The following is a 26672-nucleotide window of genomic DNA, read 5'->3' on the forward strand; positions in this document are numbered from 1 at the left end:
CCCTACTGCCGGTACCAGCGTCGGTTGAGGGCGCTGAACACGCGCTGCGGGTACCAGAGCTGACCGCTGCTGCCGTTGTAACGGGCCAGGGCACGTCGCAGGTCGCCGTTCTCCCGTTCCAGGTAGAGCTTGAGGATGGTGCAACCGTAGCGGATGTTGGTGCGGACCTGGAACAGGTCGTCGTCCGGCCGGCCCAGCTCCTCCAGCCAGAAGGGCATCACCTGCATCAGGCCGCGGGCGCCAGCGCTGGAGATGGCGAAACGGTCGAAGTTGCTTTCCACCTCGATCAGCGACAGCACCAGCTCCGGCGGCAGGCCGGCCCGGCTGGCCTCCTGGTGGACGATGCGCAGGATCTCCAGGCGTTCCCCGGCGGGGATGCCCTCCCAGGGCTGCAGCCGGCGGGCCATGTCGGCCAGCCAGACCTCGGCCTCGAAGCGGTCCTCGAAGCTCTCGGCGCGGGTGATGGCCTGGGCGAGCAGGTCGCGCAGCGCGGCATCCGGCCGTGCCTGGCTGGCGGCATCCGCCGTGGCCGGTAGCACCATGGCGAGAGCGAGCAGCAGACGCAGCAGGAACGGGCTGTGATATACCGGCATGGCGGGTCCTTCTGTTGCAGGTGCGGCCTCCAGGTGCCAGCTACTCCAGCTTATCGCCCCCGCCTCGTCAATCCTTGAACCGGGCCAGGATCTCGCCGATCGGCACCAGCTCGGCGTCCTTCTCGTGGCCACGCTTGTGCTCGACCAGGCCCTGGTCGAGATTGCGCTCGCCGACGATCACCCGGTGGGGGATGCCGATCAGTTCCATGTCGGCGAACATCACCCCGGCGCGCACGTCACGGTCGTCGAACAGTACGTCGACGCCGGCGTCGAGGAATTCCGCATAGAGCCGTTCGGCGGCCTCGCGCACACGCTGTGACTTCTTCATGTTCATCGGGCAGATCGCCACCCGGAAGGGGGCGATGGGCTCCGGCCACAGGATGCCGCGCTCGTCGTGGTTCTGTTCGATGGCGGCGGCCACCACCCGGGAGACGCCGATGCCGTAGCAGCCCATGATCATCACCGCCTCGCGTCCGGCCTCGTCCAGCACCGTGGCCTTCATCGCCTCGCTGTACTTGGTGCCGAGCTGGAAGATGTGGCCGACCTCGATGCCGCGCAGGATGTGCAGCCGGCCCTTGCCGTCCGGGCTGGGGTCGCCCTCGACCACGTTGCGCAGGTCGGCGACCTCGGGCTCGGGCAGGTCGCGGCCCCAGTTGACGCCGGTGAGGTGGCGGCCGTCGCTGTTGGCGCCACAGACGAAGTCGGCGAGATGGGCGGCGGCGCGATCGGCGATCAGCGGGATCTCGAGGCCCACCGGACCGACCGATCCGGGCGCCGCGCCGGTGGCGGCGCGCACCTCGGCATCGGAGGCGAAGACCAGCGGTGCGGCCACCGCCGGGTGTTTTTTCGCCTTGATCTCGTTCAGCTCGTGGTCGCCGCGCAGCACCAGGGCCACCAGGCTGCCTTCCTCGCTGCCGTGCACGATCAGGGTCTTCAGGCACTGCGACGGCGGGACGTCGAGGAAGCGGCTGACCTCCTCGATGCTGTGCTGCTGTGGCGTGTCCACCGCCTGCAGCTCGGCGGCGGCGGCTGGCCGTTCGCCTGCCGGGGCCAGGGCCTCGGCCAGTTCGACGTTGGCGGCGTAGTCGCTGTCCGGGCAGACGGCGATGGCGTCCTCGCCGGCCTCGGCGAGGACGTGGAATTCGTGTGACAGGGCGCCGCCGATGGAACCGGGGTCGGCGGCCACGGGGCGGAAATCCAGTCCCAGCCGGGTGAAGATGCGGCTGTAGGCCTCGAACATCTGCTGATAGGTTTCATCCAGCGAGGCCTGGTCCAGATGGAAGGAATAGGCATCCTTCATCAGGAATTCGCGGGCGCGCATGATGCCGAAGCGGGGACGGATCTCGTCACGGAACTTGGTCTGGATCTGGTAGAAGTTGACCGGCAGCTGCTTGTAGGAGCGCAGTTCGCGGCGGGCGATGTCGGTGATCACCTCCTCGTGGGTGGGGCCGAGGCAGAACTCGCGCTGGTGGCGGTCGTGGAAGCGCAGCAGCTCCGGACCGTACTGCTCCCAGCGGCCGGATTCCTGCCAGAGTTCGGCCGGCTGCACGGTGGGCATCAGCAGCTCCAGGGCGCCGGCGCGGTCCATCTCCTCGCGCACGATGGCCTCGACCCGGCGCAGCACGCGCAGCCCGAGCGGCAGCCAGTTGTAGACACCGGCGGCCAGCTTGCGGATCAGGCCGGCGCGCAGCATCAGCTGGTGGCTGGCGATCTCGGCGTCGGCGGGGACTTCCTTGAGGGTGGAGAGCGGGAATCGGGATGTGCGCATGGTCTCAGAGGTCGGCTATCGGCAAGGGAAGGGCATTCTACCCCAAGCGCCGCGGCGGATTCACGGTTGCCGCCCTTCACTCGCCGTGCGGACGGATGAAGGGGTCGTCTGTCTTCTTCTTTGTGCCGGTTGTTGGCTGGATGAAGGGTTCCTCTCCGTCCGCCGTCCCCTTGCCGGCGGCGGCAGGGGTGCGGATGAAGGGGCCCTCGTCAGCACGGCTGTCGGCAGCCGCTGGTTCGCCCGGGCTGTCGCCGTTGCCGGCTGGCGCGGCTGGCCGGGCGAGCGCCTTCAGTCGCGCCTCGATCAGCCGGCGGATTGCCGGGGCGCGGCCGAGGGCCGTCTCGCGCCGCTCGAGGATCATCTGCAGGGTGTCGGCGTTCATGCCGGGCAGGAGCAGGCCGGCCAGCTCGGGGTCGCGGATGCGGAGCGGACCGTCCAGGGCGGTGATCAGCAGCTCGTCGTCGATGACCCGGTTGGGGTCGGCGCCGGCCTCCAGCAGCAGCTGCAGGGTCTCCTTGAGCAGCGCCGGCTCGGCACCGGCGCGGCGCAGGTCCGGCAGGCGGCGGCTGAAGGCCAGCAGCGGCGTGAGCCCATCCAGATCGGCGCGATTGGGATCGGCGCCGGCCCGCAGCAGGGACCGCAACAGGGCCAGGGTGCGCGGCGAGGGGCGCTGTTCGAGGATGTTGTTGAGCAGGGTGATGCCGTTGCAGTCACTGGCATTGAGAAACAGGCCGGCGTGGATCTTGCGCTTGATGACGTCGTAGCGGCGATAGTCCAGGTCGTCGTTGATGCGCGGATCCTTGGCCAGATGCAGCCGTTCCCAGCGCTGGATGGAGGCCAGCACCTCTGCCACGAAGCGCGCCTCGCGCGGATCGCAGGCGGAGGCCGGAGCGGTCAGCAGCAGGGCGAGCAGGGGAAGCAGACGCAGCATGGAGGGGGCAGGACGGGCTCAGAAGGTCGATCCGTTCCAGCCCCAGAGGGCACGCGGCGCGTCGCTGAACTCGATGTAGATACGCTCCGTCGGGATCTCCAGCGCCTCGCCGATCAGTCGGCAGAGGCTGGCCGAGTAGTCGCGGGTGGCGTCCTGTGGCAGGCCGATGCTCTTCAGTTCCAGGTAGGCGAGCGGCGCGTCGCTGCCGGCGAACAGCATGTCCGGGTTGTGTTCCAGTGACACCATGACGTAGCGTTCCGGCTTGCCGAGCATCCCGGCGACCTCGGCCGAGAGGCGCTGCAACAGCGCGCTCCGCTCGTCGGGGAGGGGTTGGTTGGTCTTGATCTGCAGCAGGGGCATGGGCTTAGTCGCAGTATTTCTCGATCTGTTTGCGGGTTTCGGCGATCCGTGCCTGACGTTCCTTCTCGTCCATGTGGTAGGCCACCCCGTCGGGGCCGCGCACCATCCGGCGTCCGGTGGCGGCCTGCAGCTTGACCAGATTGCTGCGTGCCGCCTTGCAGTTTTCCTGGCGCTGCTGGCGGGCCGCCTTGTCCGCCTTGGCCTCGGCCTTCGCCTTGCGCCGGGCCTCGCCGGCCTCCTCCAGCCGGCGCAGATTCTCCTCCAGGCGCTGCTGGGCGCGGCCGGCGTCGCTGGACGGTGGCGGGGGCGGCACCAGGGTCTGGAATTCGCGGTCCCTCGGCGGATACTGGCTGTAGTGAGTGCGGCCCTCCGCATCGACCCATTTGTACATCGCCGCCAGGGTCGGCAGGGCGCAGAGCAGCAGGCCGAGGGCCAGGCTGAGGCGGAATGTCGGGTGCCGCATGACGGTCTCCTGGATTGAGGGCTGCTCCCGGATTGCAACATAAGGATTCGGCCTGAAACCGAACAGGCCCAAGTGTAACCCGCCCATGCGGGTCGTGCATGGCCTTCCTGTCCTTGTTCTGCAGCCCATGCCTTCCTTCATTCGGACGACAGGCGGGCCAAACCGGGGCGTTCGCGGGCCTGGTATTAACCCGGCATATATTTAGTTGCCGGGTCAATAGAAAGTAGCGGACAGCCGGCGGCGGGCTGAAGGGGCGGGTTGGGCACCCCACGGCGTCGGCATCGCGACTTGACCTTCCCGGCCAATATAAGTAGCTTCTAACCTTTTACGCCCCCTTTCGGGGCCTGCCCGGCCAGGGGCGGGTTTGCGGGGCGATCCCTGGGGTTGCAGGAGAGACGATTCGTGGAGTTGACCGGTGCCGAAATCTTTGCGCGCTGCCTGAAAGACGAGGGGGTCGAGGTGATCTTCGGCTACCCCGGCGGCGCCGTGCTGCACATCTATGATGCCCTCTACCAGCAGGACGAGGTGCAGCACATCCTGGTGCGCCACGAACAGGCCGCGACCCATGCCGCCGACGGCTACGCACGGTCCACCGGCAAGCCCGGCGTGGTGCTGGTCACCTCTGGACCCGGGGCGACCAATGCCGTCACCGGCATCGCCACCGCCTACATGGATTCCATCCCCATGGTCTGCTTCACCGGCCAGGTGCCGACCAGCCTGATCGGCAACGACGCCTTCCAGGAGGTCGACAGCGTGGGCATCACCCGGCCCTGCGTGAAACACAACTTCCTGGTCAAGGACGTCAGGGATCTCGCCGAGACCATCAAGAAGGCCTTCTATGTGGCCACCACCGGACGGCCTGGCCCGGTGGTGGTCGATATCCCCAAGGACGTCACGGCGGCGCGCTGCGAATACCGCTATCCGAAGCGGGTCAAGATGCGCTCCTACAACCCGATCACCAAGGGGCATGCGGGGCAGATCAAGAAGGCAGTGGAGCTGATCCTGACCGCCAAGCGGCCGATGATCTACACCGGCGGCGGGGTCATCCTGGACAACGCCTCCAAGGCGCTGACCGAGTTCACCCGGCTGCTGGGCGCGCCCATCACCAATACCCTGATGGGACTCGGGGCCTATCCGGCCAGCGACCGCCAGTTCGTGGGCATGCTGGGCATGCACGGCACCTACGAGGCCAACATGGCGATGCACAACTGCGATGTGCTGATCGCCATCGGCGCGCGCTTCGACGACCGGGTCACCGGCAACATCGAGAAGTTCTGTCCCACGGCGAAGATCGTCCATGTCGACATCGATCCGGCCAGCATCTCCAAGAACGTCAAGGTCGACATCCCCATCGTCGGTCCGGTCGACAATGTGCTCAAGCAGATGGTCAAGATGATCAAGGCGGGCGATGCGCGGCCCGACGCCGAGGCGCTGGACGCCTGGTGGAAACAGATCGACGAATGGCGGGCCATGGACTGTCTGAAATACGACCGCGACAGCGAGCTGATCAAGCCGCAGTTCGTGATCGAGACCCTGCACAAGGTCACCAGGGGCAATGCCTTCGTCACCTCCGACGTCGGTCAGCACCAGATGTTCACCGCCCAGTTCTACCCCTTCGACAAGCCGCGCCGCTGGATCAATTCCGGCGGTCTGGGCACCATGGGCTTCGGCTTCCCGGCGGCGATGGGCGTGCAGCTGGCGCATCCCAAGGACACGGTCTGCTGCGTGACCGGTGAGGGCAGCATCCAGATGTGCATCCAGGAGCTGTCCACCTGCCGCCAGTACGGCCTGCCGATCAAGATCATCAATCTCAACAACGGATATCTGGGCATGGTCCGCCAGTGGCAGGAATTCTTCTACCAGAAGCGTTACGCCATGTCCTACATGGAGTCGCTGCCCGATTTCGTGGCCCTGGCCGAGAGCTACGGTCATGCCGGCATGCGCATCGAGAAGCCGGGCGACGTCGAGGCCGCGCTGAAGGAGGCGATGAAGATGAAGGATCGCCTGGTGTTCATGGACTTCATCATCGACAAGACCGAGAACGTCTACCCGATGATCCCTGCCGGGGCCGGACAGAACGAGATGATCCTGATCTGAGCCACTGCCCTTGCAGCGCACGCTGGCGGATCGACTTACCGCAGCCCCGGCTGCGTCCTGAGGAACAAAACGGATAGCTGAAATGCGGCACATCATATCCATCCTGCTGGAAAACGAGGCCGGCGCCCTGTCGCGGGTGGCTGGCCTGTTCTCCGCCCGCGGCTACAACATCGAGTCGCTGACCGTGGCGCCGACCGAGGACCCCTCGCTGTCGCGGATGACCATCGTCACCCGCGGCACCGAGGAGATCATCGAGCAGATCACCAAGCAGCTCAACAAGCTGATCGACGTGGTCAAGCTGATGGACATGACCGAGGGGCCGCACATCGAGCGCGAGATGATGCTGATCAAGCTGCGCGCCGAGGGGCCGGTGCGGGAGGAGATGAAGCGCCTGGCGGACATCTTCCGCGGCCGCATCATCGACGTCACCGATGTCAGCTATGTGGTCGAGCTGACCGGCGACAGCGCCAAGCTGGACGCCTTCATGGGCGCCGTCAACAAGGATTGCATCCTCGAAGTGGTGCGCTCCGGCGTGTCGGGCATCGCCCGCGGCGAGCGGCTGCTGCGCCTGTGATGCGGCTGGCGAACGATTTCACCGATAAATTCTCAACGAACAAAACCAGGGTATAGAGACATGAGTCTGAACATCTACTATGACAAGGACTGCGACCTGTCGCTGATCAAGGCGCGCAAGGTCACCATCATCGGCTACGGTTCCCAGGGCCATGCCCATGCCAACAATCTCAAGGATTCCGGCGTCGATGTCACCGTCGGCCTGCGCGAGGGTTCGGCCTCGGCGGTCAAGGCGGAGAACGCCGGGCTGACCGTCAAGCCGTTGGTCGAGTCGGTGCAGGGCGCCGATCTGGTCATGGTGCTGGCGCCCGACGAGCATCAGAAGGCGCTCTACGACACGGTCATCGAGCCCAACATCAAGCAGGGCGCGGCCCTGGCCTTCGCCCACGGTTTCAACATCCATTACGGCGCGATCACCCCACGCGCCGATCTGGACGTGATCATGATCGCCCCCAAGGCGCCGGGTCACACGGTGCGCAGCGAGTTCGAGAAGGGCGGCGGCATCCCGGATCTGATCGCCGTGGCCCAGGACGCCTCCGGCCAGGCCAAGCAGATCGCCCTGTCCTATGCCTCGGCCATCGGCGGCGGCCGTACCGGCATCATCGAGACCACCTTCAAGGACGAGACCGAGACCGACCTGTTCGGTGAGCAGGCGGTGCTCTGCGGCGGCACTACGGCCCTGGTGCAGGCCGGTTTCGAGACCCTGGTCGAGGCTGGCTATGCGCCGGAGATGGCCTACTTCGAGTGCCTGCACGAGCTGAAGCTGATCGTCGACCTGATGTATGAGGGCGGCATCGCCAACATGCGCTACTCGATCTCCAACACCGCCGAGTATGGCGACCTGACCCGCGGTCCGCGCATCATCACCGAGCAGACCAAGCAGGAGATGCGCAGGATCCTCACCGAGATCCAGAACGGCGAGTTCGCCCGCGAGTTCATCAACGAGAACCAGACCGGCCAGATCACCCTCAAGGCCAAGCGCCGTATCGGCCGCGAGCATCCGATCGAGGAGGTCGGCGAGCGGCTGCGCAGCATGATGCCCTGGATCAAGAAGATCGTCGACAAGTCCAAGAACTGAGCCGGCGGGCCACCCCGCTGCGGCGCAGCGGGGTGATCTCTTTCCAGGAGCGACAGACAGCAGCGATGGCCGGAACCCGCTATCCCCTGATTGCCCGCGAAGGCTGGCTGGCGGTGGCTGCCTGCGTGCTGGCGGCCTTTGCCGCGCTCAGCCTGGGCGACTGGCTCTGGTCGCTGCCCTTCTGGCTGTTGGCGGCCCTGCTGCTGTTTCTGTTCCGTGACCCTGAGCGCGAGATCCCGCCCACCCCGCTGGGCGTGATCAGTCCGGCCGACGGCGTGATCAGCGCCATCGAGCCGGTGCAGGATCCCTTTCTCAAGCGCGAGGCGATCCGCATCACCCTGACCATGAGCCACGCCGGGGTGTTCACCACCCGCAGCCCGGTGGAGGGCAAGATCGTCGACATGGTCGATGCCGGCGAGGGCATGCCGCATGGCGTCTGGCTGCGCACCGACGAGGGCGACGACATCGTGGTGGTCATGTACCGGGGGCCGTTGCACAATGCGCCGCGCTGCTATGTGCGCTGCGGCGAGCGGGTCGGCCAGGGACAGCGCTGCGGCTACATCCACCTGGGTTCCCAGGTCGACCTCTATCTGCCGGCGAACAGCCGCCTGCTGGTCGAGCAGGGGCAGCGGGTCAAGGGCGGTTCCAGCGTGATCGCCATGCTGGTGCACAAGTAGCCGCTTCGCTTGCATGCGCGCCTGAGTTGCCGCACCCTTGCAGCAGCGTACCGAGACGGATGCAGTGATGGACAACGACCCTCCCCCCAAGAAACGCCCGCGCGGCATCTATCTGCTGCCCAACCTGTTTACCACGGCCGGCCTGTTCAGCGGCTTCTACGCCATCGTCGCCGCCATGGGGGACCGCTTCGAGCCGGCCGCCATCGCCATCTTCGTGGCCATGATCATGGACGGTATCGATGGCCGCGTCGCGCGCCTGACCCATACCCAGAGCGACTTCGGTGTGCAGTACGACAGCCTGTCGGACATGGTCTGCTTCGGCCTGGCGCCGGCGCTGGTGGTCTATCAGTGGGCGTTGCGAGGCATGGCCGAGGCCGGCTGGATGTGGGCCAAGCTCGGCTGGCTGGTGGCCTTCGTCTACGCCGCGGCGGCGGCCCTGCGGCTGGCGCGCTTCAACGCCCAGGTGGAAGTGGCCGACAAGCGTTACTTCCAGGGGCTGCCCAGCCCCTCGGCGGCGGCGGTGGTGGCAGGACTGGTGTGGGTTGGCACCGAGGCCGGCCTCTCCGGTCAGGCGCTGCGTCTGCCGGCGCTGCTGGTCACCCTGGTGGCCGGGCTGCTGATGGTCAGCAATTTCCGCTACTACAGCTTCAAGGAGCTGGACTTCAAGAACCGGGTGCCCTTCGTGGTGCTGCTGGTGGTGGTGCTGGGGCTGGTGTTCGTCACCATCAATCCGCCGACCTTCCTGTTCGTCGGCTTCCTGATCTACGTCCTCTCCGGACCGGTATTGACCATCTGGCAACTGCGGCGCAGGCGCCTGCAGCGCGGCGGCTGAGTCTCCTGCGGGGCGGCGGCGCCACCCCCGCCCTCCTGTTTCAGGATTTCTCCACCATGCCCTGCAGCCAGTCGCCACGGTTCTCGATGACATGGAACAGGGCGGCGACGACCTGCCGGTCGTACTTGCTGCCGGCCTCGGCCAGCAGGCGGTCGAGGGCCGACTCCACGTCGAGTCCCTCGCGGTAGGCGCGCGGACTGACCAGCGCCACGAAGGCGTTGGCCACCGCCAGGATGCGCGCGGTGAGCAGGATCTGTTCCTCCTTCAGCCCCTGTGGATAGCCGCTGCCGTCGATGTGTTCCTGCTTCTGGGCGATGGTCTCCAGCACCGGACCCTCGAATTCCAGGCTGGAAAGGATGTCCAGGGCGTACTGCACATGCTGGCGCAGCCGGGCCTGTTCCTCCGCGCTCAGCGGGCCGGTCTTGGTGAGGATCGCCTTGGGCACGAAGATCTTGCCGACGTTGGCCAGGTTGGCGGCGAGTTCCAGGGCGCGCAGCCGTGGCTCGTCGAGCGCCATCTCGCGGCCGATGGCCGTGGCGACCAGGGCGGTGCGCGAGGAGTGGTCGGCCGACCAGGGGTCGTGTTTGTCGACGGCACGCATCAGGGCCTGGATCAGCTGCTGCAGCAGCCGCTCGCGCCTGCGCTCGGCGTTCTGCAGCTCGGTGACGTCGTGCAATACCACCAGCAGCGTCTGCGGGTGGCCGTCGATCTCGGTCAGCGGAATGAAGCGGCTGTGGAAGCAGCCGCTGTGGCTGCCGATGTCGAGCTGCAGCAGCGGTTCGTCCGTCTTGCCGGCGATGGCGGCCTCCAGCCGTCGGCTGGTGTCCGGCCCCAGCACGCTGCGCAGCGATTTGCCGCGGACCTCGGCGGCCTGCAGGCCCACCGCCTCGGCCAGCGGCCGGTTGGCGAACAGGAACAGCCCGGCCTCGTCGAGCAGGAATACGGGGTCGTGCAGGTTGTCGGTGATGGCATGCAGCAGGCGGGTGCGCGACTCCAGTCGCCGGGTCTTCTCCCCCAGCTCGCTGGCCAGGCGCCGGGCGCGGGTGCTGGTGCCATGGTACCAGGCGGCGGCCAGGGCGGCGCTGACGAAGAACAGCGCCAGGAAGAAGACGCTCAGCAGGAAGCGGCGGTGCTGGCGGGATTCCTTCAGGGCCTGATCGGCATCCACGGTCTGCACCAGGTACCAGGGCGCGACCTCCAGCCGGCGGCTGGTCATCAGCACGCGACGGCCCTGGTAGTCCAGGGCCTCGGCGAACTGGCCGGGCTGGCGCACGGCGATGGCGGCGGCCAGCCGTGGTGTGGACAGCGGCATGCGCCGGCGGGTGGCCGCGATGCTGTCCCCATCCTCGCTGAGATAGACCAGGCTGTCGCCCTCGACCCGGACCAGCAGGCTGCGCTCGCCGATCTTGGCCGCTCCGCCCCCGCCGAGCAGCGGGTAGAGTTCGTCGCGGACGCTGGTGAAGCCGACGACCACGCCGATCACTTCGGGTGTGCCCGCCGGCTGCAGGCCGGGGGCGTCGAACACCGGGGCCATGAAACCGATCACCGGTTCCTCCGCGGCATTCAGACGGATCGGCAACAGCATGTGCTGCCGCTTCTCGACCAGCCGGCGCAGCCGGTTGCGGTCCGCCGTCCGCAGCGTCGGAGTGCCGGCGGTGGCCAGCAGCAGCTCGCCGTCCGGCCGCAACAGGGCCAGGCCGCGGCTGGCGATCCGCTTGACGTTGGCGTGCAGTGCCTGCCCCGGCCGCTCCCGAAAGGCCCGGTACTGCGGCGCGCTGCCGAACAGGGCCTGCACGATGCTGCGCTGGGAGAGCACGGTTTCCGGTTCCGCAGCCAGCTCGGCTGAGGTGAGGATGCGGGTGGCGAGCTGCAGCGAGGGGTTGCCGGCAAGGCTCTCGATCTGCTCGAACTGGCGATCGATCCAGCTCGTCAGGGCGTGGGCGCGGCTGTCGGCGACGGCCTCCAGCTGGCGGCGCCAGCCGTCCAGATCGCGCTGCCGTTCCAGTTCTACATAGGAGAGGATCAGCCAGACGCCGAGGGCGACCACCAGGGTCAGCAGGCCGGCGGCGATGAGCAGGGGGGGCGGGCTGGGCTTGCCGTTGGGGGCGGGTTGCATCGGTGGGCGGCTCAGGAGCTTGGCACGTGGATCCACCAGTGCGACTCGTTGATCGAGTAGACCGGGGCGTAGTGGACGATCTGCCGATGCGGGATGACCTGGCGGATCTGGTTGTCGAGGATCAGGATGTCGTCGGCGAGATAGACGGCGAGCACCGCGTGGGGTACCTGCAGGTTGGTGTCCTGCAGCACCACGATGCGCATCGCCTCCGCGTCGAAACCCAGCCAGCGCAGCGAGAACAGCTTGGTGATGGCATAGTCCTCGCAATCGCCATTGTTGTAGAGGAACTCGCGCGGGATGGCCCAGTAGTCCGCCAGGCCGTAGTTGTCGATATCCAGCACGTAGGGCTTGCGGTTGGCGTAGTCGTTGACCCGTTTCAGCTGTTCGCGCAGCGGCAGTCCACGCAGGCTGTCGAGGAAGCGGTACCAGGCGCGCAGATGACAGCGGTTGAGGCGCTGTTCGCCGCAGTCCGCCTCCGGCAGGTCCTGGGTGATATGGCGTTCCAGGACGTCGAGCCACTGCCGGAAGGGCTGGACATTGCGCTGGCCGATCTCGCGGTAGCCGAACAGCGCTGGCGTGGCGCCGGCTGCCAGCAGAGGCAGCAGGCAGAGCGCAAGGCACAGGCCGAGTCGGGGGTAGGTGGCGCGCCGCATGGGGGATTCTTTGTTATATCTCTCTGTATTGACTGGCAAAGTCTAACAAGCCGGGGCGCGTCGCACCAGCCGCGCCGCCGGGTCCGGGGCAGGGTGGGTGCGGCATCGGCCGGGATCGCGCTCGCGGGGCGCGGCCCGGTACAGGCCGTGTTCCCCATTTGGAAGCGCCTGTCGGTAAAGCTTACATGTCGTTGGGGCGGGCCGACCCGGAAGCTAGTTTTTAACTTATTGTATATTTGGGTAAAAGTGTAATTTTCCGAGCCGGCTCCGCCAGTCGAATGTCGGCAGGGCTTACATTCTTTCTGTCGCTGCTTGGGGGTCTGCGCTCAACTCTATGTTTAACAAGCGTTTTTGTCCTCTGGCACAGGGCTTGCACTTTGGCCGGGAGTCCGGCATAAGCCTGCCTACCCGCGTTCTGAGGAGTCGATGAAAATGAAACTGCATGTTCTGGCTGCCGCCCTAGTGCTGACCACGACCGCTGTCACCGCCAGCCGTCCGGGCGACGACGAAGCGGATTCCGTCTACCAATGGGGACGCTGGTCGGTGCTGGCGCCGGCGGCCGGTCTGCCGCAGGGGGTGCAGGCGCCGGGGCAGCTCCGGGTGAGGGGGGTCCGCGTCGGTGAGGCCGAGCAGCTCACGCCCAAGGTGCAGCCGCTCAGCCAGGCGACCAGCGGCGACGAGGATTCGTCGCCGGATCTGCCGCTCGCTCCGCAATCGCTGGGCTGCACGGCCGGGGCGCCCTGCGGTCTTGCCTCCCGCGCCGCGGGCAGAACGGGGGGCACGGCTGCCGGGACGGTGCTGAACGCCTTCCTGCTCGAGCAGGATGGCACGGCAGGAACGGCCGCTTTCCGGCTGAATTCAGGGGCAGCGGACGAGGCCGCCTCGGTGAGCATGGCGGCGCGGCTGATCGCCGCCAGCCGGTTGCGCGCCGGTGGCAGCGACGGTGCGGCGAATTCGACCCTGTTTTCCAGTGACCTGACCCTGGCCGGCGACGGCAGTATCGCTCGCGCGGTTGGCTTCTGGGGGCATGACGACGGTACCGGTGGCATCGAGTCGGGCCGCTTTGCCTGGGGCATCGCCACCGGCCAGGCCGATCTGGACGCCCTGAACGCCGGCAACGTCAGTGCTGCCTTCAGCGGGGCGATGGCCGGCGATCCGACGACCCGGGTGGACATCACCGTGGACTTCGGTGCCGCCGCCTCCTGGAGCGGCAGCTGGAGTGGCGGTCACAGCTTCGGTGCCAGTGGCAGCCTGAGCGGGCCGAACCTGGTTGCCGACAGCTTCAGCAACGTCGACTCGGGGCGGGTCGAGGGCGTGCTGCTGGGGCCGGCCGCCGATCAGGCTGTGGCGGTGGGGGTCGATGTGCAGATCAGCGGCCAGGGCCAGTACACCGATGTCGGCCTGATTCCGCAGGTGGTCAGCGGCGGCGCCCTCTGATCGTGACCAAGGCGGGCCCCCCGCTTGGCAAAGCGCGGGGGCTGTTCTATAGTCGGGTTTCGTTGCCACGAGACTTTATTCGACAGCCTGCCAGATCAAACCATGCAGTCAGCCAGCATCCATCGCCGTCATCTGCTGCTTCTCCGGGACGCCCTGCTGTCCCTGCGACTGCTGCTGCCCTAGTGCAGCGACCTCTCCCATCCCACAATCCGTGAATTTCCACCCCTGCCGGCCGCGGGCATGGTCGTCATGCCTTTGCTATAGTGGCGCGCCGTAGGGTCGATCCCAGGGCAAGACATTTGCCTGGCTTACTGGAGCCGGAACATGAGTCAAGAAACGCTCATCATCTTTGATACCACCTTGCGCGACGGGGAGCAGAGCCCGGGCGCATCCATGACCAGGGAAGAGAAGGTCCGCATCGCCCGCGCGCTGGAACGCATGCGCGTGGACGTGATCGAGGCGGGCTTCCCGATCGCCAGCCCCGGCGACTTCGAGGCCGTGCAGGCGGTCGCCCAGGCGGTGCGGGAGAGCACCGTCTGCGGCCTGGCGCGTGCCCTGGACAAGGATATCGACCGCGCCGGCGAAGCCCTGCGTGACGCCGCCCGCGGTCGCATCCATACCTTCATCGCCACCTCGCCCATCCACATGAAGATGAAGCTGCGCATGGAGCCGGAGCAGGTGATCGAGCAGGCGGTGCAGGCGGTGCGCCGGGCGCGGCGTTACACCGACGACGTGGAGTTCTCGCCCGAGGACGCCGGGCGTTCCGAGCCCGATTTCCTCTGCCGGGTGCTCGAGGCGGTGATCGAGGCCGGCGCCGGCACGGTCAATATCCCGGATACCGTGGGCTACAACCTGCCGCACCAGTTCGGCGAGCTGATCCGCAGCCTCCGGGAGCGGGTGCCCAATTCCGACAAGGCGGTGTTCTCGGTGCACTGCCACAACGACCTGGGACTGGCGGTGGCCAACTCGCTGTCGGCGGTGCTCAACGGCGCGCGCCAGGTGGAGTGCACCATCAACGGCCTGGGTGAGCGCGCCGGCAATGCGGCGCTGGAAGAAGTGGTGATGGCGGTGCGCACCCGCCAGGACGTCTTTGCCTGCGACACCCGGCTGGACACGACCCAGATCGTCCCCTGCTCGCGGCTGGTATCGAGCATCACCGGTTTCCCGGTGCAGCCGAACAAGGCCATCGTCGGCGCCAATGCCTTCGCCCACGAGTCCGGCATCCACCAGGACGGGGTGCTCAAGAGCCGCGAGACCTACGAGATCATGCGCGCCGAGGACGTTGGCTGGAGCGCCAACCGCATCGTGCTCGGCAAGCACTCGGGGCGCAACGCCTTCCGCACCCGGCTCGCCGAGCTGGGCATCGAGTTTGCTTCCGAGGAGGCGCTCAACGAGGCCTTCGCCCGGTTCAAGGTGCTGGCCGACAAGAAGCACGAGATCTATGACGAGGACCTGCAGGCGCTGGTCACCGAGGCCAATCTGGAGGCGGAGAACGAGCGCTTCCGGCTGATCGCCCTGCGCGTCTGTTCGGAGACCGGCGAGACCCCCAGCGCCGACGTCACCCTGCTGGTCGACGGCGAGGAGCGGCAGGCCAGCGAGACCGGCGGCGGCCCGGTCGATGCCGCCTTCCGCGCCATCGAGGCCATCGTCCACAGCGGCACCGAGTTGCAACTCTACTCGGTCAACAACATCACCAGCGGTACCGACGCCCAGGGCGAGGTCACTGTGCGCCTGGAGAAGGGCGGGCGCATCGTCAACGGCCAGGGGGCCGATACCGACATCGTCATCGCCTCGGCCAAGGCCTATATCAACGCCCTGAACAAGGTGCTGGTGTCCGAGGACCGCGAGCATCCCCAGCTGGGGGACGTCTGACGGGACGGCAATGACGGCCGGTGTCGACGAGTTGCAGCGCTATCTCGAGGCCATGGGCATCGTGCTCTGGCGCGAGGGCCGCCCGGGGGCGGGCAGCGTGGCCGCTGCCTCGCCGGAGCCTGCGCCGCCGGCAGCGGGGCCGGCGGACGCAGCGGATGTCCTGGAAGGACTCGACTGGGACGCCCTGGCCGAACGGGTGGCGCACTGCACCCGTTGCGAACTGCACCAGACCCGCAGCCGGACGGTGTTCGGGGTCGGCAACCGGACGGCCGACTGGCTGGTGGTGGGGGAGGCGCCAGGGGCGGAGGAGGACCGGCGGGGCGAGCCCTTCGTCGGCCGTGCCGGTCAGCTGCTGGATGCCATGCTGCGGGCGATCGACTTGGACCGGCAAAAGGTCTATATCGCCAACGTCCTCAAGTGCCGGCCGCCCAACAACCGCGACCCGCGGCCGGAGGAGGTCGCTGCCTGCGAACCCTACCTGCGGCGCCAGATCGAGCTGATCCAGCCGAAGATCATTCTCGCCGTGGGACGCATCGCCGCCCAGAATCTGCTCAAGACCCAGCAGCCGCTGGGACGGCTGCGTGGCCGGGTGCACGACTACCAGGGCATTCCCCTGGTGGTCACCTACCATCCCGCCTATCTGCTGCGTGCGCCGGCCGAGAAGCGCAAGGCCTGGCAGGATCTGCTGCTGGCCCGGCAGGTGGTGCGCGAGGCAGATTGATGGCCGCGTGGCGGGTCCGGCAGCCCGGCTGGGGGAGGATCAGGCCATGGCTGCCGTGCTGAAGCAGCCAGGCGGCCGCTATCGGCCGATGACGGCGGATGACGTCGCCGCGGTGATGGAGATCGAGCGCCGCGCCTACCCCTATCCCTGGACCGAGGGCATCCTGCGCGACTGCCTGCGGGTCGGTTACAACTGCTGGGTCCACGAATGCGAGGGGCGGATCGAGGGCTACGCGGTGATGAGCGTGGCAGTCGGCGAGGCGCACATCCTCAATCTCTGCGTGCGGCCCGAATCCCAGGGGCGGGGGTTGGGGCGGCGTCTGCTGCGGCATCTGATCTCGGTAGCGCGCCGCAACCGGGCCGATACCCTGTTTCTGGAGGTGCGTCCGTCCAACCGGGTCGCGCTCAGGCTGTACGAGGCGCTGGGCTTCGTCGAAGTGGGTCGCCGGCGTGACTACTACCCCGCGGGGGAAGCGCGGGAGGATGCCCTGGTGCTGGCCCGCCCGCTGGAGGGCGAGATCCCGGATTGAAGTGTCGAAAACCCTTACACCTCTTTGTTCCTGGAATTGGCGTAAGCTGTTGAAATTCCAAAGCCTGCAAGGCCGTGTATGTCGGGATTATTGACATATTCTGTGGCCGGATGCGTCGTTTATCCCTAACCTGTTGTATAGAAAAGAAAAGTTTTCGTGGCACGGGGCTTGCTTCAGGCTCAGGATCATAACAACAGTCCGTCGGTACCGGGGGTACCGATCCTGGAGGAGGCGAACGAGCCATGTGCAAGATCCTTAGCAAATTCTGGCTGCTGGCGGCCCTGTGCCTGGGTATGGCAACCGCCCAGGCCGTGGTCACCACCGGCAACCAGGTTTGGTTGCAGGCCACCACGCCGACGGTCGCCGTGGGCGATACCCTGAGCATCGATCTGGTGTTCGACTTCAGCAGCGATCCCACCCTGGGCGGCGTGGTCGACATCAGCTACGACAGTACCCTGCTCAGCTTCAGCGGCTACGGCGCGCCGGCCACCGGCTGGATCCTCACCGCGCCGACGACGACAGCGGGCAGCCTCACCGGCCTGGGGCTGGATGCCCTGACGGCGTCCACCGGCGGCAGCGTCCTGACCCTGGACTTCCTGGCCATCGGCGCCGGCACGGCCAGCATCGGGGTCGCCAACAGCGGCGCCTGGAACACCTTCTACGATGCGAACAATAGCCCGCAGAGCGTAACCTTTACCGGCACCAGCGTCACCGTCAGCGCCGTTCCCCTTCCCGCCGCGCTGTGGTTGATGCTTGGTGGCCTGGGGTTGCTTGGCTGGCAGGGGCGCCGCCTTGGCAGCTAGCCTGCCTATCGCACCAGGGATTCGATTGGCAGCTTGGCCGACCGCCGCGTAGGAGCGGTCTCCAGGCCGCGATCGGTGTTGGCCGCATGGCATCTTCAGCCGGCCCCCTGGGTAGGAGCGGTCTCCAGGCCGCGATCGGTGTTGGCTGCGCGGCACCTTCAGCCGGCCCCCTGGGTAGGAGCGGCCTCCAGGCCGCGATCGGTGTTGGCCGCACGGCATCTTCAGCCGGCCCCCTGGAACCAGAAAGGCGCGGAGCGACACAGGTTGGCGTTCCCTCCGGGCTCAAGGGGTACCCCCGCGATGCCCGCGGGTTTTTCGGGCAGGACCGGCCGCAAATGGGGTAGAATGAACGGTCTTTGTACCGATTCCATACGATCCCCATGTCCAGCATTGCCTCCGAAGCGGCCCGGCGCCGCACCTTTGCCATCATCTCCCACCCGGATGCGGGCAAGACCACCCTGACCGAAAAGCTGCTGCTGTTCGGCGGCGCCATCCAGCAGGCCGGCAGTGTCAAGGGCCGCAAGGCGGCGCGTCATGCCACCTCGGACTGGATGGCGCTGGAGAAGGAACGCGGCATCTCGGTGACCTCTTCGGTGATGCAGTTCCCCTACCGGGAGCGCATGGTCAATCTGCTCGATACCCCCGGTCACGAGGACTTCTCGGAAGACACCTACCGTACCCTGACCGCAGTCGACTCGGCGCTGATGGTGATCGACGTGGCCAAGGGCGTCGAGGCGCGCACCATCAAGCTGATGGAGGTCTGCCGCCTGCGCACCACGCCCATCTTCACCTTCATCAACAAGCTCGACCGCGAGGGCAAGGAACCGATCGAGCTGCTGGACGAGGTGGAGGAGGTGCTCGACATCCGCTGTGCGCCGGTCACCTGGCCGATCGGCATGGGCAAGCGCTTTCGCGGCGTCTATCACCTGCTCGAGGACAGCATCCATCTCTACACCCCGGGCAAGGGCAGCGAGCGCCAGGACGTGACCGTCATCAAGGGGCTGGACAACCCGCTGGCCGACGAGGTGCTGGGCGGACAGGCCGAGGAGCTGCGCGAGGAGATCGAACTGGTGCGCGGTGCCAGCCACGCCTTCGAGGTCGAGCCCTACCTGGCCGGTGAACTGACCCCGGTGTTCTTCGGTTCGGCGATCAACAACTTCGGTATCCAGGAACTGCTCGACTACTTCGTCGAGTACGCCCCGCCGCCGCAGCCGCGTCCGACCGAGACGCGCAGCGTCGCCGCCGACGAAGAGGCGTTCAGCGGTTTCGTGTTCAAGATCCAGGCAAACATGGACCCCGCTCACCGCGACCGTATCGCCTTCCTGCGGGTCTGCTCCGGCTGTTACCGCAAGGGCATGAAGATGCGCCATGTGCGCATCGGCCGTGACGTGACCGTGGCCAATGCGCTGACCTTCCTAGCCGCCGAGCGCGGCCATGTGGAGGAGGCCTGGCCGGGGGACATCATCGGCCTGCACAATCACGGCACCATCCGCATCGGCGATACCTTCACCCAGGGCGAGGTGCTCAAGTTCACCGGCATCCCCAACTTCGCGCCGGAGCTGTTCCGCCGCGCCATCCTCAGGGATCCGCTGAAGATGAAGGCGCTGCAGAAGGGCCTCGACCAGCTGTGCGAGGAGGGCGCCACCCAGCTGTTCCGGCCGTTGAAGAACAACGATCTTATCCTTGGCGCGGTCGGTGTGCTGCAGTTCGACGTGGTGGCGCAGCGGCTGCGGGACGAATACAAGGTCGACTGCAGTTTCGAGGCCGTGCCGGTGGCAACCACTCGCTGGATCGAATGCGATGACCCGAAGCTGCTGGAGCGGTTCCGCGAGAAGGCCCACGACAACCTGGCCATCGACCAGGCCGGCGAGCTGGTATATATCGCGCCGACCCGGGTCAATCTGCAGATGGCCGAGGAGAAGTGGCCCGAGATCCGCTTCCACGCCACCCGCGAGCATTGACAGCGGGGTGACGCAGTCGCTGGGATGATGCGTGCTGCGCCGCGAATCCTGGCTGCCACGGGGGGGCAAATCGCGGCCTGGAGACCGCTCCTACGGGGCAAGACAGAACCTGAGCGTAGGAGCGGCCTCCAGGCCGCGACAGAAGGCCCGCAACAATCACAACGCAGCCGCCCATCCCACGGGGCAAGACAGAACCCGTGCGTAGGAGCGGCCTCCAGGCCGCGACAGAGGCCCACAACAATCGCAGCGCGGCCGCCATTCCCACGGGGCAAGGCCGACCCCCTCCCGTAGGAGCGGTCTCCAGGCCGCGACAGAGGCTCACAACAATCACAACGCAGCCGCCCATCCCCACGGGGCAAGACAGAACCCGTGCGTAGGAGCGGTCTCCAGGCCGCGACAGGGGGTCCCAACAATCGCAGCGCGGCCACCATTCCCAAGGGGCAAGGCCGACCCCCTCCCGTAGGAGCGGTCTCCAGGCCGCGACAGAGGCCCACAACAATCGCAGCGCGGCCACCATTCCCACGGGGCAAGGCCGCCCCCCTCCCGTAGGAGCGGCCTCCAGGCCGCGACAGAGGCCCACAACAATCGCAGCGCGGCCACCATTCCCACGGGGCAAGGCCGACCCCCTCCCGTAGGAGCGGTTTCCAGGCCGCGACAGAAGGCCACGACAATCGCGGTGCGGCCGCCACCCCGGGCAACGGGATGGATCTCAGAGCACCGCGTCCCTGGCCACTACCACGATGCCGTTGGGCGAGATGGTGAAACGCTCGCGGTCGGCCTCCGGCTCGACACCGATACGGGTGCCGTCCGGGATCCGTACCCCCTTGTCGACGATGCAGCGATGCAGTTCGCAGCCATCCCCCACCTCCACCTCGTTGAACAGCAGGCTGTCCTGCACCACGGTCTCGTCGCCGATATAGACGTGGGGGAAGAGGATGGAATGCTGTACGCTGCCGCCGGCGATCACCGTGCCGCCGGCGACGATGGAATTGAGGAACAGGCCCTCGTTGCCGGAGGCGCCGGGTATGGTTCGGGCCGGTGCCGCCTGCGGCTGATAGGTGCGGATCGGCCAGTCCTTCTGGTAGAGGTTGAGCGAGGGCTGCGGACGAAGCAGGTCCATGTTGGCCTCGTAGAAGGCGTCCAGGGTACCGACGTCGCGCCAGTAGCGGTCCGGTGTGACCCGCCCCTGTTCGCCGCCGAAGCGGTGGGCATAGAGACGCCGCTCCTGGATCAGGCCGGGGAGGATGTCCTTGCCGAAGTCGTGGCTGGAGGCGGGATCGGCATGGTCGGCGCGTAGCCGGTCCAGCAGCAGCTCGGTGGAGAACACATAGATGCCCATCGATACCAGGGCACGGCGGGGATCGTCCGGCATCGCGGTCGGCTGATCCGGTTTCTCCGCGAAGGCTGTGATGCGTTGCTCCGCGTCCACGCTGAGCACGCCGAACTGACTCGCCTCTTGCAGATCGACCTCCATGCAGGCGATGGTCACGTCAGCCGCCTGCTGTTCGTGGAAACGCAGCATGGCGGCATAGTCCATGCGGTAGATGTGATCGCCGGAGAGAATCAGCACCTGGCGCGCACCGCTGCGCTCCAGCAGATAGAGATTCTGGTAGATGGCATCGGCGGTGCCGGCATACCAGCTCTCGCCCATGCGCATCTGCGGCGGCACCGTGGTGATGTATTCGCCCAGTTCCGGATTGAAGATCGACCATCCGTCACGCAGGTGTTTCTGCAGCGAATGCGACTTGTACTGGGTCAGCACCAGGATGCGGCGCAATCCCGAGTGCAGACAGTTGCTGAGGGTGAAATCGATGATCCGGTATTTGCCACCGAAGGGGACCGCTGGCTTGGCACGGTCGCGGGTCAGCGGTTGCAGGCGTGAACCGATGCCGCCGGCCAGGATGATGGTGAGGGTTTCGTCCAGCATGGTCTTGGTCCTTCGATTAATAGCACCAGCCCGGGTTGAGTGGGGGCGCATTATACCGATCGCCCGGCCGATGTCCTTGTTCTTCCTCCAGCATCGGGCGGGGCGCCGCCAGGGCCGAAAAAAAACCGCTCTGACCGTAACTGACAGTCGGCAGCGGCAGCTCGCCGGGCACGGCCCGGCAGGGTCGTTCCATGGCTGCCAGCACCCGCTATGCCCCGCTGGAGCGGCCTTGCATTAACCATTTATTTATCCTGGGTTTTATCCTGTCGCCCGCCGTCGCTGGCCGTGCCTGCGAGGTATATTAGAATATTGCTGATTTCCGTTTGATGGCCTTTTCTCCTTGTAACGCTTGGCTTTTCCTGCCAGGGGGCGGCTTGATGCAAGTCAATGAGGCCGCTTCAGGGTTGATGTCTAGTTTCCCTGTCTTTGGTGAGGGTATGTCAACTGTTAAGGAGATCCGGTATGAAACAGAAAGGGCTTTTCCGGCAGCCAGTCCTGCGGCTGCATCCGCTGGCCGCGGCCTGCATGGCCATAACCACGCTCGGCGCGGCACCGCTGGTGCAGGCCGGCGACGACATCACCGCCGCGCTGACTGGCGGCACGCCCAACCTGGATATGCGGCTGCGCTACGAGACGGTCGACCAGGACGGCGTCAGCAAGGATGCCAAGGGGCTGACCCTGCGTACCCGCCTCGGTTACCGCACCGGCGACTATCGGGGCTTCAAGGTATTCGCCGAGTTCGAGGACACCACGGCGATCGGTGACGACGATTTCAACAGCAGCAAGAACGGCAAGACCAACTACCCGACGATCGCCGACCCGGATGCCACCGAGGTCAATCAGGCCTACATCGATTACACCGGCCTGAGCGACACCACCCTGCGCTACGGCCTGCAGCGGGTGATTCTCGACAATGCCCGTTTCGTGGGCAACGTCGGCTGGCGCCAGAACGAGCAGACCTTCAACGGCTTCAGCCTGGTCAACACCTCGTTGCCGGATACCACCCTGGTCTATGGCTATGTCACCAACGTCAACACCATCACGGATACCGACATCGACGTCAAGGCGCATGTGTTGAATGCCGGCTACAACGGTTTGTCCTTCGGCAAGCTGACCGCCTATGCCTATCTGATCGAGTTCACCAACTCCCCGGCCGCCTCGCAGAAGACCCTGGGCCTGCGCTTCGCCGGTTCACACGACATGGATGGCTGGTCGCTGCTGTACACGGCGGAATATGCCCAGCAGAGCGACTACAAGGATGGCGACAACGGCATCGATGGCGACTACCAGCTGTTCGAGCTGGGTGCCAAGGTCAGCGGCATCACCGCCAAGGTCAGCTACGAGCTGCTCGGCGCCGACAACTACAGCGGCTTCGAGACGCCGATCGCCACCAAGCATGCCTTCAACGGCTGGGCCGACAAGTTCCTCAACACCCCGGCCGACGGTCTGAAGGATGTGTTCGTGACCGTCGGCGGTTCGCTGGCCGGGGTCAAGCTGAAGGCGGTCTACCACGATTTCTCTTCCGACCGGGGCAGCACCGACTACGGTACGGAGTGGGATCTGCTGGCCGCCAAGAAGTTCGGCAAGCACTACAGCGTCGGCGCCAAGTATGCCAACTACGATGCCGACAACTACCTCACCGACACCAGCAAGTTCTGGCTCTGGGGCAGTCTGAAGTTCTGATCCTCCTCCCCTGGGATCGGGCCGCAGCTCCTTCCGGGGTTGCGGCCTTTTTCGTTGTTCCGGTTTGCTCGGGAGGCGATCATAGTGATCGCAGCCTGGAGGCCGCTCCTACCGATGGCCTGGTGGCCGCCCTGACCGTAACCTGGCGATCGCTCCTACCGTTGGCGTGGCGGATCCGCCCGTAGGAGCGGTCGCCAGGCCGCGATCGGGGTTGTGACCGAATCGTGGTGTGGCCGTTTGTCTCAGACGAAACCGCCCCGGCTCTGTCAGCAGCCTGCTAGGACATGAAGTGGAACAGCAGGGCCAGATTGGCCAGCAGCAGGAAGATGGCCAGGCCACGCCAGAAGGCGACCGGGTTGCGTTCCAGCAGCGGAGGGATCTCGTCGCGCTGCAGTTGCGTGTTGGGCTGGCCGATGTCGTGCACGAACTCCGACAGCAGCCGGTAGCGCCGCTCGGGATCGATGCGGGTGGCCTTCTGCAGGGCGGCGTCCATCCAGGCCGGCACCTCGGGGTTGAACTGCCGCGCCGGCCGGTAGCGGACCCGCTGCAGGTTGCGCGGCCTGAGTTCCGCCTTGTAGGGTAGCTGGCCGGTGAGCATCTCGTAGCTGATCACGCCGAGCGAGAAGATGTCGGAGACATTGCTTGCGGGGTAGCCCTGCAGATACTCGGGTGCCGTGTAGTGTCGGGTGCCGAGCAGATTGTCGCGGCCGAAGGGCATGCTGATCTCCTCGATGCCGGCAATCTTGGTGGAGCCGAAGTCGATGAGCTTCACCGTCCCCTGTTCGTCGATCAGGATGTTCTCCGGTTTCAGGTCCTGGTGGATCATCTCCAGGCGATGGAAGGCACGCAGGCCGGCGGCGATCTGGGTGACGATGTCGCGCACCGCGGTCAGCGAGGGGCCGGGGTGGTCGTGCATCCATTCGCGCAGGGTCTGGCCGGCAACGTGCTCGGTGACATAGTACAGGCAGCTACGCCGCCGCGGCGGCTCCAGCACCCGCAGCACGTGCGGACTGTTCAGCCGCCGTCCCACCCACTCCTCGTGCAGAAAGGCGTCGATGTATTCCGCATCGTCCTCGTAGTTCACCGAAGGGGTCTTGATCACCACCTGCTGCTGCGTCTCGGTATCGACAGCCAGGTAGACCTGGGTCCGGCGGCTGGCATGCAGTTCGCGCAGGATGCGGTAGCCGTCCAGCACCATGCCGGCTTCCAGCGGTGGCGGGAAGGGCAGTTCGGTGAGGCGCTGATAGACCTCGTCCGCGCTGGGTAGCGGAAGCTGCACCAGGTGCAGCATCTGGCAAGTCAGGTTGTCGTCGCTGCCTGCCGCCAGCGCGGCCTCGACGATGGCCCGGGTGCAGGCCTCCGGATCCTCGGCATGTGCCTCGATCAGCTGTTCGAGCTGGCGGTCGTCGAGCACGTCGTGGATGCCGTCGGTGGTGAGCAGGAAGCGGTCGCCGCGCTCCACGGGCAGGCTGCGGAAATCGATGTCCAGGTGCAGGTCGATGCCCATGGCCCGGCTCAGGTAGCTCTTGTGCTCGTCGACGTGGAAGCGGTGGTCGCGGGTCAGGCGCTCGAGGGGTTCACCGCTGCGCTTGCGGTAGATGCGCGTGTCGCCGACATGGAACAGAAAGGCGGTGTCGGACTTGACGATCAGGGCGCTGAGGGTGGCCACCATGCCCTTGTGGCTGCCGTACTGCTGCTGCCCCTGGCCGTACAGCCAGCGGTTCAGGGCGGTGAGGATCTTGGCGCCGGAGGTCTCGACGCTCCAGGAGTCCGGGGTGCTGAAGTAGTCGTTGAGAAAGCCCTGCACGCAGGCCTCGGCGGCCTCCTTGCCGGCCTCGCTGCCGCTCATGCCGTCGGCGATCACCACGGCGATGCCCTTGGTGAGCAGCAGCGGCGGCCTGGGGATGCGGATGCCGCAGGAGTCGTCGTTGGACTCCTTGACCCCGGCCGAGGAGTACTGGCCGGCGTTGACGTCGAGTTCTGGCATGGGGAGATTCTATCTGCTCAGCGCGCAATAGCCACGGAGTGTAGGAGCGGCCTCCCGGCCGCGATCAGGGTTCCCAGCAAAATCGCGGCCGGAACGCCGCCCCTCAGCTCACCTCGATCATCTGCACCGTGCCATCGGGCAGCACCTCGTGCATGTGGCCCCTGGGTTCGTCGAGGAAGACGAACACCGCGACCAGGGTGAGCAGCGCGGCGCCGGCGATGGTGAGGAAGAAGACCTGCGGCGTGACGAAGGATAGCACGGTGAGGAAGGTCACGGCGCCGACGCTGCCGTAGGCGCCGGCCATGCCGGCCACCTGTCCGGTGAGGCGGCGTTTGACCAGGGGAACCATGGCGAACACCGCACCTTCACCCGCCTGGACGAAGAAGGAGCAGGTCATGGTGGCGATCACCGCCAGCCATACCGGCCAGCCGCTGTCGATGTTGCCGAGCAGGAAGTAGCCCGCGACCAGGCCGCCGATCAGGATCAGCAGGGTCTTCTTGCGACCGAAGCGATCGCTGATCAGGCCGCCGCCGGGGCGGGCCACCAGGTTCATGAAGGCATAGCCCGAGGCCAGCAGGCCGGCGCTGGCCGGACTCAGCCCGAAGGTGTCGAGGAAGAATAGCGGCAGCATGGAGACCACCGCCAGTTCGGAGCCGAAGGTGACCATGTAGGCCAGATCCAGCACGGCCACCTGCTTGAAGCTGTAGCGCTCGATCTCCGGCACCTCCTGGTGAAAGACATGGCCGTTGATCTGATAGATGCGGACCACCTGGAAAAGATAGATGCCCGCCAGCGAGGCATAGATGAACCAGGTGGTCGTCGTCTCCAGCATGCCCAGGTTGCCGGGGCCGAGCTTCCAGGTGAGCAGGGCCAGGGCGGCATACATGGGGATGTTCATGACGAGGTAGAGGAAGAAGTCCCCCTTGCTGGTGACTTCCATGGCGCCCGATTTCCTCGGCTTGAAGTAGGTCGAGCCCTTGGGTGTGTCCGAGACCGAAAAGAAATAGACCATCGAATAGATCAGCGCCAGCACGCCGGTCGCGGCGATGGCCCAGCGCCAGCCGTCCTCGCCACCGAACCACAGGGCGAGGCTGGGCAGGATCATGGCGGCAGCGGCCGAGCCGAAGTTGCCCCAGCCGCCATAGACGCCTTCGGCGACGCCGACCTGCCTGGCCGGGAACCATTCGCTGACCATGCGGATGCCGATGACGAAGCCGGCGCCGACGAAGCCGAGCAGGAAGCGCATCAGGGCCAGTTGCTCGTATTCATCGGCGAAGGCGAAGCCGAAGCAGAGGAAGGCGCCGGCGACCAGCAGCAGGGCATACATGCGCCGTGGACCGAAGTGATCGACCAGCATGCCGACGACGATTCGCGCGGGAATGGTCAGCGCCACGTTGAGGATGAACAGTGTCTTGACCTGCTGGTCGGTCAGATTCAGCGCCTCGCGCATCACCCCGATCAGCGGTGCCATGTTGAACCAGATGAAGAAGCTGAGGAAGAAGGCAAACCAGGTGAGATGCAGGATGCGCATGTTGCCCTTGAAACTGAGCAGGTTGAGTGTCGGTTGTGACATGGGGTACCTCGAAAGACGATGTTCGAATGTCTCCACCT

General features: G+C 66.3%; 22 protein-coding genes. 12 read left to right on the forward strand and 10 right to left on the reverse strand.

Annotation, left to right across the window (positions count from 1 at the left end; translation table 11 throughout):
- Nucleotides 1-2 precede the first annotated feature (2 nt).
- The 5 genes from QVG61_RS03400 to QVG61_RS03420 form a co-directional block, all read right to left on the reverse strand.
- Nucleotides 3-593, reverse strand: coding sequence for a lytic transglycosylase domain-containing protein (locus tag QVG61_RS03400; protein WP_289931922.1), 591 nt, complete (start codon nucleotides 591-593; stop codon nucleotides 3-5).
- A gap of 67 nt (nucleotides 594-660) precedes the next feature.
- The gene (locus QVG61_RS03405; protein WP_289931923.1) at nucleotides 661-2361 is read right to left on the reverse strand and encodes a proline--tRNA ligase; all 1701 of its coding nucleotides are present in this window, start codon (nucleotides 2359-2361) and stop codon (nucleotides 661-663) included.
- A gap of 76 nt (nucleotides 2362-2437) precedes the next feature.
- Nucleotides 2438-3292, reverse strand: coding sequence for a hypothetical protein (locus QVG61_RS03410; RefSeq protein ID WP_289931924.1), 855 nt, complete (start codon nucleotides 3290-3292; stop codon nucleotides 2438-2440).
- Nucleotides 3293-3310: 18 nt separating this feature from the next.
- On the reverse strand, nucleotides 3311-3652 hold the full coding sequence (locus QVG61_RS03415) for a phenylpyruvate tautomerase MIF-related protein (RefSeq protein WP_289931925.1): 342 nt from the start codon (nucleotides 3650-3652) through the stop codon (nucleotides 3311-3313).
- Nucleotides 3653-3656: 4 nt separating this feature from the next.
- Nucleotides 3657-4115 (reverse strand): DUF4124 domain-containing protein, encoded by a 459-nt coding sequence (locus QVG61_RS03420; protein WP_289931926.1) that lies wholly within the window; start codon nucleotides 4113-4115, stop codon nucleotides 3657-3659.
- A 402-nt stretch (nucleotides 4116-4517) separates the two neighbouring features.
- Between QVG61_RS03420 and QVG61_RS03425 the strand changes: the two genes are divergently transcribed.
- The 5 genes from QVG61_RS03425 to QVG61_RS03445 all read left to right on the forward strand — a co-directional run bounded on the left by QVG61_RS03425 (nucleotide 4518) and on the right by QVG61_RS03445 (nucleotide 9372).
- Complete coding sequence (locus QVG61_RS03425) at nucleotides 4518-6212, forward strand: acetolactate synthase 3 large subunit (RefSeq protein ID WP_289931927.1); 1695 nt, start codon at nucleotides 4518-4520, stop codon at nucleotides 6210-6212.
- An 82-nt stretch (nucleotides 6213-6294) separates the two neighbouring features.
- A complete protein-coding gene (ilvN, locus tag QVG61_RS03430; RefSeq protein ID WP_289931928.1) occupies nucleotides 6295-6786 on the forward strand; it encodes an acetolactate synthase small subunit in 492 nt (163 codons plus the stop codon).
- A gap of 66 nt (nucleotides 6787-6852) precedes the next feature.
- Nucleotides 6853-7863, forward strand: a complete 1011-nt coding sequence (gene ilvC / locus QVG61_RS03435; RefSeq protein ID WP_289932700.1) for a ketol-acid reductoisomerase — start codon at nucleotides 6853-6855, stop codon at nucleotides 7861-7863.
- Between the two features lie 65 nt (nucleotides 7864-7928).
- The gene (locus QVG61_RS03440) at nucleotides 7929-8540 is read left to right on the forward strand and encodes a phosphatidylserine decarboxylase (protein WP_289931929.1); all 612 of its coding nucleotides are present in this window, start codon (nucleotides 7929-7931) and stop codon (nucleotides 8538-8540) included.
- A 67-nt stretch (nucleotides 8541-8607) separates the two neighbouring features.
- Nucleotides 8608-9372, forward strand: coding sequence for a phosphatidylcholine/phosphatidylserine synthase (locus QVG61_RS03445; protein WP_289932702.1), 765 nt, complete (start codon nucleotides 8608-8610; stop codon nucleotides 9370-9372).
- Between the two features lie 40 nt (nucleotides 9373-9412).
- Here QVG61_RS03445 and QVG61_RS03450 read toward each other — a convergent pair whose 3' ends face one another.
- Together QVG61_RS03450 and QVG61_RS03455 are read right to left on the reverse strand one after the other, a co-directional pair.
- On the reverse strand, nucleotides 9413-11488 hold the full coding sequence (locus QVG61_RS03450; protein WP_289931930.1) for an HD domain-containing phosphohydrolase: 2076 nt from the start codon (nucleotides 11486-11488) through the stop codon (nucleotides 9413-9415).
- A gap of 11 nt (nucleotides 11489-11499) precedes the next feature.
- Nucleotides 11500-12141, reverse strand: coding sequence for a transglutaminase-like cysteine peptidase (locus QVG61_RS03455; RefSeq protein ID WP_289931931.1), 642 nt, complete (start codon nucleotides 12139-12141; stop codon nucleotides 11500-11502).
- Between the two features lie 432 nt (nucleotides 12142-12573).
- Between QVG61_RS03455 and QVG61_RS03460 the strand changes: the two genes are divergently transcribed.
- From QVG61_RS03460 to QVG61_RS03485, 6 genes are all read left to right on the forward strand, one after another.
- Nucleotides 12574-13578 carry a hypothetical protein gene (locus tag QVG61_RS03460; protein ID WP_289931932.1) on the forward strand — a complete coding sequence of 335 codons (1005 nt, stop codon included), beginning with the start codon at nucleotides 12574-12576 and terminating at the stop codon, nucleotides 13576-13578.
- Between the two features lie 324 nt (nucleotides 13579-13902).
- Nucleotides 13903-15450, forward strand: coding sequence for a 2-isopropylmalate synthase (locus QVG61_RS03465; RefSeq protein ID WP_289931933.1), 1548 nt, complete (start codon nucleotides 13903-13905; stop codon nucleotides 15448-15450).
- A 10-nt stretch (nucleotides 15451-15460) separates the two neighbouring features.
- The gene (locus QVG61_RS03470; protein ID WP_289931934.1) at nucleotides 15461-16171 is read left to right on the forward strand and encodes a uracil-DNA glycosylase; all 711 of its coding nucleotides are present in this window, start codon (nucleotides 15461-15463) and stop codon (nucleotides 16169-16171) included.
- A gap of 46 nt (nucleotides 16172-16217) precedes the next feature.
- On the forward strand, nucleotides 16218-16700 hold the full coding sequence (gene rimI / locus QVG61_RS03475) for a ribosomal protein S18-alanine N-acetyltransferase (protein ID WP_289931935.1): 483 nt from the start codon (nucleotides 16218-16220) through the stop codon (nucleotides 16698-16700).
- Nucleotides 16701-16942: 242 nt separating this feature from the next.
- Nucleotides 16943-17503: a PEP-CTERM sorting domain-containing protein gene (locus QVG61_RS03480; RefSeq protein WP_289931936.1), complete on the forward strand. Its 561-nt coding sequence runs from the start codon at nucleotides 16943-16945 to the stop codon at nucleotides 17501-17503.
- A 380-nt stretch (nucleotides 17504-17883) separates the two neighbouring features.
- Complete coding sequence (locus tag QVG61_RS03485; protein WP_289931937.1) at nucleotides 17884-19464, forward strand: peptide chain release factor 3; 1581 nt, start codon at nucleotides 17884-17886, stop codon at nucleotides 19462-19464.
- A 709-nt stretch (nucleotides 19465-20173) separates the two neighbouring features.
- Here the strand turns inward: QVG61_RS03485 and glgC are convergent.
- Entirely contained in the window at nucleotides 20174-21391 is a 1218-nt protein-coding gene (gene glgC, locus QVG61_RS03490) for a glucose-1-phosphate adenylyltransferase (protein ID WP_289931938.1), read from the reverse strand.
- Nucleotides 21392-21853: 462 nt separating this feature from the next.
- On the opposite strand from glgC, the gene QVG61_RS03495 reads away from it, so the two are divergent.
- Complete coding sequence (locus tag QVG61_RS03495; RefSeq protein ID WP_289931939.1) at nucleotides 21854-23074, forward strand: alginate export family protein; 1221 nt, start codon at nucleotides 21854-21856, stop codon at nucleotides 23072-23074.
- Nucleotides 23075-23351: 277 nt separating this feature from the next.
- Here the strand turns inward: QVG61_RS03495 and QVG61_RS03500 are convergent, their stop codons facing one another.
- Complete coding sequence (locus QVG61_RS03500; RefSeq protein WP_289931940.1) at nucleotides 23352-25061, reverse strand: bifunctional protein-serine/threonine kinase/phosphatase; 1710 nt, start codon at nucleotides 25059-25061, stop codon at nucleotides 23352-23354.
- Between the two features lie 103 nt (nucleotides 25062-25164).
- Nucleotides 25165-26634 carry a NarK family nitrate/nitrite MFS transporter gene (locus QVG61_RS03505; RefSeq protein ID WP_289931941.1) on the reverse strand — a complete coding sequence of 490 codons (1470 nt, stop codon included), beginning with the start codon at nucleotides 26632-26634 and terminating at the stop codon, nucleotides 25165-25167.
- Between the last annotated feature and the right edge of the window lie 38 nt (nucleotides 26635-26672).

The organism is Thiohalobacter sp. IOR34, assembly GCF_030406045.1.
Lineage (GTDB): Bacteria > Pseudomonadota > Gammaproteobacteria > Thiohalobacterales > Thiohalobacteraceae.